Annotated in this window: 7 protein-coding genes and 1 riboswitch; of the genes, 1 reads left to right on the plus strand and 6 read right to left on the minus strand. The window is 36.2% G+C overall.

The features are described 5' to 3' along the window. Nucleotides 1-157 precede the first annotated feature (157 nt). The 6 genes from CHI06_RS27085 to CHI06_RS27110 form a co-directional block, all read right to left on the minus strand. Nucleotides 158-2284: a transglycosylase domain-containing protein gene (locus tag CHI06_RS27085; protein WP_095251748.1), complete on the minus strand. Its 2127-nt coding sequence runs from the start codon at nt 2282-2284 to the stop codon at nt 158-160. An 80-nt stretch (nt 2285-2364) separates the two neighbouring features. Further along, nucleotides 2365-2574 (minus strand): hypothetical protein, encoded by a 210-nt coding sequence (locus CHI06_RS27090; protein WP_095251749.1) that lies wholly within the window; start codon nt 2572-2574, stop codon nt 2365-2367. Nucleotides 2575-2975: 401 nt separating this feature from the next. Beyond that, nucleotides 2976-3743 (minus strand): SurA N-terminal domain-containing protein, encoded by a 768-nt coding sequence (locus CHI06_RS27095; RefSeq protein ID WP_095251750.1) that lies wholly within the window; start codon nt 3741-3743, stop codon nt 2976-2978. Nucleotides 3744-4221: 478 nt separating this feature from the next. Continuing rightward, entirely contained in the window at nt 4222-4362 is a 141-nt protein-coding gene (locus CHI06_RS27100; RefSeq protein WP_095251751.1) for a YjcZ family sporulation protein, read from the minus strand. A 219-nt stretch (nt 4363-4581) separates the two neighbouring features. After that, nucleotides 4582-4680 (minus strand): YjcZ family sporulation protein, encoded by a 99-nt coding sequence (locus CHI06_RS27105; protein WP_373558175.1) that lies wholly within the window; start codon nt 4678-4680, stop codon nt 4582-4584. 329 nt (nt 4681-5009) lie between these two features. Next, complete coding sequence (locus tag CHI06_RS27110) at nt 5010-5276, minus strand: hypothetical protein (protein WP_095251753.1); 267 nt, start codon at nt 5274-5276, stop codon at nt 5010-5012. A 252-nt stretch (nt 5277-5528) separates the two neighbouring features. Continuing rightward, nucleotides 5529-5638: riboswitch (SAM riboswitch) on the plus strand. Nucleotides 5639-5742: 104 nt separating this feature from the next. Between CHI06_RS27110 and CHI06_RS27115 the strand changes: the two genes are divergently transcribed. Then, entirely contained in the window at nt 5743-6996 is a 1254-nt protein-coding gene (locus tag CHI06_RS27115) for a homoserine dehydrogenase (protein ID WP_095251754.1), read from the plus strand. The last annotated feature ends 425 nt before the right edge of the window (nt 6997-7421 follow it).

Genomic DNA, 7421 nt, shown 5'->3' on the forward strand with positions numbered 1-7421 from the left:
CCTATTAACCGAAGGTTAATTCATATTTTATGACTTTTTCAGCGGTCTCGAACCGTCCCCATGGTCTTCCCACGGAATTTAAAGCCGAATTTCTCGCTGCAAGACTGAGAAATTCGGATTTCGTTACTTCACAATGACTGAAAATTATATAACCATCTTAATCACGTTTATGTTTCCCATTCCCTTTGCCTGGTTTATGTTTCTTTTCACCTTTATTTCGACCATTTACAGGAGCTTTTTCTTCGCTGCTTATTTGTTTTGGTGGAACTTCTGCAGAATCGACACCTTTTATATACAGTTCATTATTCACTCTGTAGACACTGTTTGGCTGCTGGAAACTGGATGTGTCTGTTCCAAATGTTTGCATCATCGCTTTAAACATTAGCTGCGCAATTTTCGTCGTATTTCCAACCATATAGTTACCTTGACCGTTTTGAGTATATCCGGTCCAGACAGCCATTGTGTATTGTGGTGTATATCCAGCGAACCAGCTATCATTTGTCGCAGTGTCTGGGTATCCAAATTTAGCTAGCGTCTCTTCGTCAAAATTAGTTGTTCCTGTTTTTCCAGCAAGATCTAACCCAGGGATATTTGCTGTTTTTCCTGTCCCAGAGTTTACGACTGTGCGTAACATATCTGTCACCATAAAGGCAGTATAATCCTTCATAACACGCTTTGGTTTCGGAGTAAAGCTAACTACTTTGCCATCAGGATAGACAACTTTTTGGACAAAATGCGGTTTATTGAATACTCCATCATTCCCAAAAGCGCTATAGGCTCCTGCCATGACTAAAGGATTAGTGGTATTGCTTCCTATCGAGTAGGATTCATATACTTGGTTATCTTTAAAAATAATGCCGAGTTGTTCTGCAAAGTTCTTTGCCTTATCCATCCCTACCTCTCTCAATGTGAGGAGAGCTGGGATATTGTAAGAGTATTGCAGAGCCTCCCGTATCGGCAACATTCCGTGGTATTTATGATCCCAGTTTGAAATAGGTTGTCCAGTTGAATACGATGTCTCTTGGTCATTGATTAAATGACCAGTGGACCATTTTAAATATTCAATCGCAGGACCATAATCAAAAATGGGCTTAAAGGAGGAGCCAGGCTGGCGTTGCATTTCTATCGCATAGTTGTTACCTAGAAATGCTGCTTTATAGTCGTTTCTCCCGCTTCCTATCGCCATGACCTCACCCGTTTTTGTATCTAAAAAGGCGAAAGCTCCCTGAAAGTTTGCATTCGGATAGGCGATGATTTCATTTGTGTTCAACATTTTGTCTGCATAATCCTGTGCTTTTGGATCCAAGGTAGTATAAATAGATAATCCTTCCGTGCTCATGTCAACATCTTTCAGTTTTCCCTTTACCTCTTTTACAACTGCATCCAAAAATGCTTCATAAGGCATACTTTGTTGATTATTTTTTTGAACAAGGCCATCAGTTACTGGAACTTTTGATGCTTCCTGCATTTGTTGTTCCGTTATAAACTCTTGTCTAAGCATAGAACTTAAGACAAGATTACGGCGCTCAGTAGCAGCTTCTTTGTTTTCCGGTTTGGACGGATCGTAATTATTCGGACTTTGTGGCAGCCCTGCTAACATGGCAGCCTGAGGCAGTGTCAATTTTTTTAAATCATTTGCTTCAATCCCGTAGTAGTTCTTCGCAGCAGCTGCCACCCCGTAAGAGCGGTTGCCAAGGTAGATTTTGTTTAAATACAACATTAATATTTCATGTTTGGAATACTTTTGTTCCAACTGATACGCCAAGTCCCATTCTTGCACTTTTCGCTTCAATGTTTTTTCTGGAGTCAAAAATGTGTTTTTAATCACTTGTTGTGTAATGGTACTGCCGCCCTGAGAGCCGAAATCTCCGGTTAGGTTTACTAATATTGCCTTGGTAGTCCTTTTTATGTCAATACCATGATGTTCATAAAAGCGGGAATCTTCCGTGGCAATAAACGCTTGTTCCAATACTTTTGGAACTTGATCATACGTAATCTTTGTCCGCTTTTCCTTCCCATATTCATAAATGAAGTTTCCGTTCCTATCATAAAATTTCGTCGAAAGCGGATCTACCAGTTTAGTAGAATCTAATTTTGGTGCACCCTTGATCATGGAAGCGAAGGTAATGACTCCTGCTCCTGTTGATACAAGTCCTAGCACTAAACAGACCATTATCACTTTTTTCAACAAGGACACTTTTTTGGGCATTTTATTTCTTTGTTCAGTTTGTCTAGTTTTTTCAGCTTGTTTTCGTTCCTGACGAAATCGATACGTATCCGACATCAATCTTCCCTCCCTTGTTCAAGTTACTCAAAATAGTTATTGAACTTTGCTACTGAATGATGATGATTATATCTAGAAGATTACTTTTCTTGTAAAACCTGAATATAACGTATTAAAGAAGAATTTATCATATAATCCCCATCGTCACTTTTCACAATAAAGTACTTATATTGATCTATCTTTTTTAATACTTCTTGCACAATCTCTTCCTTCTTAACATCTAAACCTTTTATTATTTTCTCCCGTTTAATATCATTATCTAAAGTATAAGAAACAATATATTCCTTCAAATTAACTCTCCCCTTTTGAGTACTTTTTCTGATATGAAAGTCTACTTTTTGGTGCTATTCTCGGTCGTGGGAGCCTTGCATGAGGTTATTCCATGATTTTTTGAGTGGTCACTAATCATTCATATTATCGCAATGATGTTAGTAAAAACACCTGCCAAAAGCCCAGATTATTTATATTGATATAAAAATAAGGAAAAAGAAAGTGACAAATATCACATTTCCAACACTTACCATCTTAATGTTACTTGAAATGCCCGATGCCTTATTTGTAGAGAGGCAAGATACATTATTGATAGTTTTATGAACCTAGAAAAAGGCTGCCTAAGAACTTCTCAGGCAGCCTTCTGTTTAATACTTACTCATTAGATACATAACCTTTAAGGTTCATTGTATTGAAAACATTAGATTTTAATGTCAACTTCAGCTTTCTTCTTAAGCTCTTCTACTTTTTTAGTGAGTTGTTCTTGTTGTTTTTGTTGTTCAAGTTGTTGCTTGATTTGCGGTTTTACTTCTTCAAGCTTTGGAAGTTCTTGACCATCGGAACTTCCTTGCTGGACTGCTTGATCATAATAAGCTTGAATTTCTTCATCCGTTACTTCTCCTACTGGAATTTCTTTCTCCATGTACTTCATATATCGAATATTCTCAGCAGTTTTATTCTTTAGGGTCGTCATATCCAAACCAGATTGTTTCATAGCTTCTTCAAATTTGTTATCATCTTTATACGATTCTTTCATTTCGGCTATTTGTTTTTCAACTTCGTCATCTGATGCTTGATACCCTTTTTTATTAGCTTCTTGAAGAATCAACGTTTGTCCCACTAAGTTATCGATGGTTTGTTCTTTCATTTGTTTTGCTGCTTCTTCAGAAGTAGGATCTTGTCCCATTTGTTGCATCTGCATTTGTAGAGAAGATAATACCATATTATAGTCACTACCTGAAACCTCTTCATCATTGATGATAGCAACGGTTTTCTTCTCCTCTATTTTTTGCTTATCTAGCTTCTTCTGCATTTCTTTCATCTGTTTCTCTTGATCTTGTGGCTGGGTTTGAGCAGTTTCAGTTTGCTCTTTACTATTATTGGATGGTTTACCTTCATCATTTGAACCACAAGCTGTTAAAGTGACAGCCATGATTCCTGTAATAAGAGTATAGATAATTTTCTTCATGATCCCTCTCCTTTCGTGGCCAAAAAATTCGGTTCCAGATTCAAAAAGATAATCTAGTGGTCATTATATAAGACATATACATAAAAAGAAACCTAAAAGGGTCCACTTCTTTAATATACGATCCTTTTACCTATGGAGTTCATAATCTACCTTTCTTATAGTCTTATTCTCCTTTGTTTCTTCGTCCAACAGCTTCTAAAATCTGTTTTTTGGAACATATTCTCCTGGCGCGACGGTATTGTTCAATAACTTTTCTTGAGATGGCTTGCCTACCATAAGAATGGCAAAATAAATTAATAATTTCTCAAAATAAGGCTTAACCCATATGATTTTTAACATGAACTGATGCATAAGCTAAAGTGTAGCCGAAGCCCCATAGCTTTCCATTGCACATTCGCCTTAATGAGGAAAAGCCTCGAACACAAAAAAGCCCTTGTAGGGCTTTTTTGTATTCTAATATAAGCGTAATTGTTTTTTCTTAAAAACAGATAACAGCTCCAACGATGATTAACAAGATAAACAATACAACGATTAAAATAAAATCGTCACAGCGGTCTGTACCGCCGTAGCCATAACCACAGCAAGCACCTAATCCACCGTGTCCACCATATCCAAACATTTTATAGCCCTCCTTTTAACTTATTCCTTACAAAATATGTTAATAAATTATAGAGGGAAGGGCTCTTTCCCTAGAATTTTGTGAGGACAAACTCATAACTTTTTACGAAATCCGCATTATGCAGCGAATTTCATACATAGTCCATGACTAGAATTTCTGACAAAAAAAAGTTACTAAATTTTAATTAGCCACCTTTTCCTTCTCAATGATTCATTCAAATTAGTACTTGAAAGACATGAAAGAAGTTCCTACAATGATAAGGAGAATAAACAATACAACAATTAGTATGAATACTTGTAAGAAAAACAATTTCACTATGTATATATATATTTCAGTAGTACAAGAGTGGTTTGGACAAATATCATATTTTGGTCAAACTCAACAGTCGCCCTAAAAATGCAAAAAACGTTTGCAATACATGCAAACGTTCTTTAGGAGGTACACCCTTATGAAAGGGGTTGTGGATGGTGCTATGGTGGGTAATATAACTTATGCGTTCATAATAAATGTGAATGGACAAGTGCTGATTAAGAGTAAATAATTCAATAAAGTTTTATCTTGATTCTGCGATATGCCAGCAGACACCAGCAGGATCAATTAAATGGATCTCACGTTTTCCCCAAGGATAGAGTGTTGGTTCTTTAAACTTAATAGGATAGCTTTTTATCACGAATATTTTTCTGGATATGCGTCCACCAAGCATCAAAATCTGCGACAAGCAATTCAACCATATAATTACTCTGAAATTCCTCGTTGTGAAAGTTTTGCAGGAAAAATTCTTGTTCCCCCAACCGAAAGATACTTAATCCGCTGTCGGAATACACTTTTTCAAAACCAAGATCTTCAAAAAAACGCTGTCCAAGGGGATAATCTTCTCCTGATGGAATAAATGGATGTAATTTCATTAATTCCATAACGCTTCACCTCTTTTTTTAAAAATAATTTATTGAATAAGCTAATGCATATCGTGTTCGCACGAACTTTCTTTAAAGACAAATGAATTAGTATTTCTTAAATTCAAAGCCTGTTATTGTTTGATTTTTTTATCAAAAGGAGTTAGTGAAATTACATATTAATTTGTAGGAGGTTAAGTATGATTTGAAATTTTCATAAAATTAAGTTGACTCTGACTGTTTACCCTGATAATATTTGTATTAATTTAATAAGTCTTATCAAGAGTGGCAGAGGGAAAGGCCCTGTGAAGCCCGGCAACCTTCAAACAAATGTTTGAAAAGGTGCTAAGTCCTTCAAAGTATTTTACTTTGAGAGATAAGTGACGGAATTTTTTTATGGAGCCGCTCTATCTCAGTGATAGAGCGGCTTTTATTTTTCCACTTTTCTTAAAGACTTACATTTCTTTATCTTTGAAAGGAGTCAACCATGACAATAATTAGAGTGGCATTATTAGGATTAGGTACAGTAGGGTATGGGACTTATACCGCATTAATGAATCGAGAGGAACGATTATCTTCACTAGCGGGGAAATCATTTGAAATCATAGGTATCTTAATTAAAAATAAAGAAAAGCCTCGCTCCATTGATGAAAATGTTATGATTACGACAAGCTTCGATGAAATGATAGAAAAGGGTAATCCAGATGTAGTTATAGAGGCTATGGGCGGAATTGAACCTGCTTTATCCTATATAAAACAAGCGCTTCAGAATGGCTGTCATGTAATCTCAGCAAATAAAGAATTAATTGCAAGTCATGGAAAAGAAATAATGGAAATAGCTCTCACGAACGGGGTGCGATTTATTTACGAAGCAAGTGTTGGCGGTGGAATTCCTGTTTTAAGAACCATTAAAGAGTTGCTCGGTGGAAATCAAATTGAGAGTGTAGAAGCTATTTTAAATGGAACAACAAATTTCATTTTAAGTCATATGAGAACAACAGGTGATTCCTTTCCAAAATCCCTTGAACTTGCGCAGCAGAAAGGATATGCAGAACCTGATCCAACGAATGATATTGAAGGCTTAGATGCATTTTATAAAGCGATGGTATTAAGCGAGTGGGTCTTTGGAGAACAACCTGCTTGGGAACAAGTGACCGTACAAGGAATAAAAGGTATTTCGCATGAGGAAATCTTATTGGCAGATCAACTTGGACTTCGCCTTAAGCATTTAGTACTTATTGACAGTCATTTGAATGTAGAAGTAAAGCCTGTATTTGTTGACAAGGATCATCCTTTACACGGAGTCGAAAACGTTGATAATGCCCTTCGAATAAAGACAGATTTGCTTGGATACTTGACTTTACAAGGAGCAGGCGCTGGAGCTGAAGCTACGGCAAGTGCGGTTATTGAAGACTTATTATCAATCTATCTGACAAAGGAAAACAAAAATTATCAATATTCAAGAATTACAAAGAACACATACGAAAATAAAGCAGTAACTCAAAAAGTTTATTTATTATTCTATCAATCCACCAACTTACAAAAAGAAATAATTTCACAACTACATGCTCAGGGCGACATTATTAAAACAGATCAAAGCTCTATCTTAAAGAAAGCTTACATTCTTTTTAAAGGTGATTTGACACACTATGAACACCCTTTACTCATAAACAAATATGAGGTTAAAATCTATAATCATAGCACAAGTACTCTATTAATCCAGCCGGAAAAAGTGAATTGACTTCTCCCCATAGATAAATCTAGGGGATTCTTTTTTAAACCTTCATCAAAGTTGCTCTTCAGCTAGAGCATCCAGGTCTTATACCTTCTCCAGTTCATAACGATATGTGGTATTACCGCATACCGCAGCCCAATCATAGGCACTACGCCACTGCCCTTTCAACTCCAAGTGTGGGAAACAATGGGAGTTAAAAGGAATCAGCGATACTTTGTATCCCCTATTTTTGGTAGTTCACGATTTTTAGTAAACTGTTTATTTACAGACTTATCCAAAATATTGATTGCGCCTACTACATCTAACACATTGGAATGAGTGTGAGCTTAGGATTAACTTTTAAATAAGGTTTTTTTTGTGTATAATGGACATATAATAAAAAAGAGAAGTGTTGTTGCAAACACTTCTCCATGCAGCCCCTACCGTCAGGG

Origin of the sequence: Bacillus sp. 7884-1, from assembly GCF_002272245.1 — a bacterium.
Taxonomy (GTDB): Bacteria; Bacillota; Bacilli; order Bacillales; family Cytobacillaceae; genus Neobacillus.

Coding starts and splice junctions, on each gene's coding strand:
- CHI06_RS27100 (WP_095251751.1), bottom strand. CDS start 4,362: ATGTTTGGATATGGTGGACACGGTGGATTAGGTGCTTGCTGTGGTTAT.
- CHI06_RS27115 (WP_095251754.1), top strand. CDS start 5,743: ATGACAATAATTAGAGTGGCATTATTAGGATTAGGTACAGTAGGGTAT.
- CHI06_RS27085 (WP_095251748.1), bottom strand. CDS start 2,284: ATGTCGGATACGTATCGATTTCGTCAGGAACGAAAACAAGCTGAAAAA.
- CHI06_RS27095 (WP_095251750.1), bottom strand. CDS start 3,743: ATGAAGAAAATTATCTATACTCTTATTACAGGAATCATGGCTGTCACT.
- CHI06_RS27110 (WP_095251753.1), bottom strand. CDS start 5,276: ATGGAATTAATGAAATTACATCCATTTATTCCATCAGGAGAAGATTAT.